The 2,601-nt window shown below is 57.7% G+C and carries 2 protein-coding genes; both read right to left on the reverse strand.

From position 1 onward, the window contains the following. Nucleotides 1–17 precede the first annotated feature (17 nt). A complete protein-coding gene (istB, locus tag AXW79_RS20705; RefSeq protein WP_005322068.1) occupies nucleotides 18–773 on the reverse strand; it encodes an IS21-like element ISAs29 family helper ATPase IstB in 756 nt (251 codons plus the stop codon). Nucleotides 774–787: 14 nt separating this feature from the next. Then, the gene (gene istA / locus AXW79_RS20710) at nucleotides 788–2,329 is read right to left on the reverse strand and encodes an IS21-like element ISAs29 family transposase (RefSeq protein ID WP_005322071.1); all 1,542 of its coding nucleotides are present in this window, start codon (nucleotides 2,327–2,329) and stop codon (nucleotides 788–790) included. Nucleotides 2,330–2,601: the final 272 nt, after the last annotated feature.

The following is a 2,601-nucleotide window of genomic DNA, read 5'->3' on the forward strand; positions in this document are numbered from 1 at the left end:
CTCACGTCATCTCGTTTCTAACTCGACTGTTCAGATTGGGTCAACTCACTTCTCCTCTTCCTCATCGATTCTCCCTTCAGTGACAGCCGGTGAGCGTTGTGCATCAGCCGGTCCAGGATCGCATCTGCCAGGGTGTTGTCACCCAAGCTCGCGTACCACTCTTCAGTTGGCAGCTGACTGACCACTATCGTCGAGTATTTCCCATACCGATCATCCATGATCTCCAGCAGTGCGTTGCGCTGTTCGGCATTCACCGCCTCCAGTCCCCAGTCATCCAGGATCAGCAGCTCTATCCTTGCCAGTTGACCCAGCAGTCTGGCGTAACTGCCATCTACCTTGGCCTGGCTCAGCTCAAGCAGCAGACGTGGCAGCCGGTAGTAACGAGTGCTATGCCCTTGCTGACAGGCTTGGTAGCCCAGCGCACAAGCCAGGTAGGTTTTTCCACAGCCACAGGGGCCGGTAATGAGCAGGTTCTGGCCCCGGCGCAGCCACTCTCCTTGGGCCAGGTTTGCTACCTGTGACCGCTCCAGGTTGCGTGCTGACTGGTAGTCCAGCTCCTGCACCGTGGCCTGGAGTTTGAGCCTTGCCTGCTTGACCAGCCGAGTTTGCTTACGCTGCTCCCGGCTCAGTTGTTCGTGTTCGACCAGCAGGCTTAGCCGCTCGATGAAGGGCAGCCCTTCGTAGGTACTCGCCTGTTCCAGTTGTTGTTGCACGGCATCCGCCATGCCGGTCAGTTTCAGGTTTCTCAGGCGGGTCAGGGTTTGTTGGGTCATGGGGCGTATCCTCTTTAGTGGAAGCTCTGGGGGCCGCGGATGTTCTCGTGCTCTTGCGGCAACTCTGGGTAGCTCAGCGGGCTTGCGGGCAGTTGGTCGCGGCCACTGGCCAGCACCGACTTGAGCTGCTTGAGCCGCACCAGTCCTTCCCGGTTAGCCAACTGGCAGCAAGCCTCGACCCGTGATGGCGGATACTCTCGACTAAGACTCAGTAGACCCAGGCAGAGTCGGTATGCCTGCTCGACATGGGCTTTCTCTTCCAGCCGTTCGCTAACCCAGCACAAGGTGCCCGGTCCGATGTCAGCAGCCCACTGTTTAAGACGCCCTGGGGTCCAGCGTTGCTGCTTGCTGTGACGTTCCGGCATGTGCTCAGGGAGCGTGCTCATCCCCGGGATGGTTTTACGTGGATGGCTCGCGACCAGCTGTTGCTGGTGATAGACCTGAAGCAGTGTGTCGCCTGCATGGAGCTCCAGTTGCTGACCCACATACTGGTGTGGCACCGAGTAATGGTGCTGCTCATAGCTGACGTGATAGTCGATGTTGACCTTGACCGTTTTGATGGCGACATAGCGATAGGGATGCACCGGCAGTGGTCCCAGTGCCGGGCGGTCCAACTGCTCAAATGCGTCACGTCGGTTACCGGGCAGTTGCTTGAACGGACGCTCGTTGAGTTCGTTCAGCAAGGCACGGATGCACTGGTTGAGTTCGGCAAGCGAGAAGAAGGTCTGATGGCGTAGACGGGCCAGGATCCAGCGCTCGACGATCTGCACACCCACCTCCGCCTTGGCCTTGTCCTTGGGCTTGTAAGGACGAGCTGGCATCACCGCCACCTGATAGTGCTCGGCCAACTGCTGGTAGCTGGGGTTGAGCTCGGGATCGTATCGGCAAGCCTTGCTGACACCGCTCTTGAGGTTGTCGGGGATCAGCAGTGCCGGTGTCCCGCCGAAAAACTCAAAGGCACGGACATGGCTTTGCAGCCAGTCCGGCAGTGACTGTGACCAGGTGGCCTCGGCAAAGGTGTAGTTGGACGCACCGAGCACGGCGACAAAGACTTGTGCCTGACGGACCTCACCCGTGGTCGGCGACACGATGGGCACCGTGGGCCCGCAGTAGTCGATAAAGAGCTTTTCCCCCGCCTTATGGATCTGGCGCATGGAGCGCTTTTGCAACTGACACCAGGACTTGTAACGGTCGCAGAACTGGGAGTAGCTGTAACAGCTATTGGGATAGCGCTGGGTGTACTCCTCCCAGAGCAGCTGTTTGGAGACCCCCTTGCGCTTGAGCTCCTGATGGACAGAGGGCCAATCCGGCACGACATGGCGGGCCGATATGGTTGTATCGGCCTGCGGATAAAACAGGGCAGCCAGTCGGCCATCATCAAGCTCGGTGGGCAGGGGCCAGCTAAGGCCGAGCGCCTGGGCACTTTTGAGGAGTTTCTGGATGGAGCCGACACTGACCTTGGTACAGATACTGATCTGGCGAAAAGAGAGCTGAGCCTCCAGCCGCAGTCGCAGCACTTCACGAATTTTACGCATTGCAATCCTCTTGGCAGACATAGGCTCTTCCCTGGCAAAAGGGAGAGCGTATCAAAGGTTTTTAAATCAATGCGTTAAGGATGATTCTGGTGAATGTGAACAGTGATTCCGGGATGTTGAACACTGTTTCCGGAAAGGAGGGGCAAAGTGTTCAGGTTGAGCCGGAATGAGCGTTCACATTGGTCCGGAAATGGTGTTCACGTTGAACCGGAATCGGTGTTCATGATCGGCCGGAATATGCACGTTCGACGCCTGAACGGTAACTTGTAATGGAGTGGGCAGTTACACAGAAT

Source organism: Aeromonas salmonicida subsp. salmonicida (genome assembly GCF_001643305.1).
In the GTDB taxonomy this organism is placed as follows: domain Bacteria; phylum Pseudomonadota; class Gammaproteobacteria; order Enterobacterales; family Aeromonadaceae; genus Aeromonas; species Aeromonas salmonicida.